Origin of the sequence: Streptomyces sp. DH12 (assembly GCF_020873895.1) — a bacterium.
Taxonomy (GTDB): domain Bacteria; phylum Actinomycetota; class Actinomycetes; order Streptomycetales; family Streptomycetaceae; genus Streptomyces.
Genome location: NZ_JAHWGT010000613.1, coordinates 1 through 544, shown reverse-complemented (window position 1 = coordinate 544; position 544 = coordinate 1). Strand labels below are relative to the sequence as shown.

Below are 544 nucleotides of genomic sequence, written 5' to 3'. Positions count from 1 at the left end.
CTACCCGGCCGACGAACTCCTCGCGGCCCGCAGCGCCGAGGCGCGCAACAAGCGGACGCTGCCGTCGGCCGGCTGCTGCTGACGCGCTCCGGTCGGCGGGGTCAGCCGACCGCCGCCGCCGACGCCTGCGCCTCGCCCCTGCGCCGGATCTGACGGTACGTGAACTCCTGGAGGTCGTCGCCGGTCTTGAAGACGGCCTTGTCCTTCTCCGTCACGTCCTTGCCACTGGTGAAGCCGGCCAGCGTGAAGTAGGCGTAGCGGCCGTAGGCGTTGGTGGTGGAGCGGCAGACCGCGCCGACGCAGAAGTCCTTCACCCCGCCCCCGGACAGCGACTTGACGATGCTTTTGGCGTCCGCCTGCTGCTTGGCCTTCGTCGCCTGCGCCTCGGTCGCGAAGACCGCCACGCCGACCGTGACCGCCACGCCGTCCCGGCTGTAGGTGACGCGGATCAGCCGCGTGCAGTCGTTGCCGGTGAGGACCTTGGGGAGCGTGGCCTTCGCCGCGGACGCGCAGTCCTTGGTGTCCGCCGTCGGGCCCTTCTTGT

At 71.1% G+C, this 544-nt stretch carries 1 pseudogene; it reads right to left on the bottom strand.

Annotated elements, in window-relative coordinates:
- Positions 1 to 101 precede the first annotated feature (101 nt).
- A pseudogene (locus LPA54_RS36070) lies at positions 102 to 544 on the bottom strand (hypothetical protein); the annotation flags it as partial.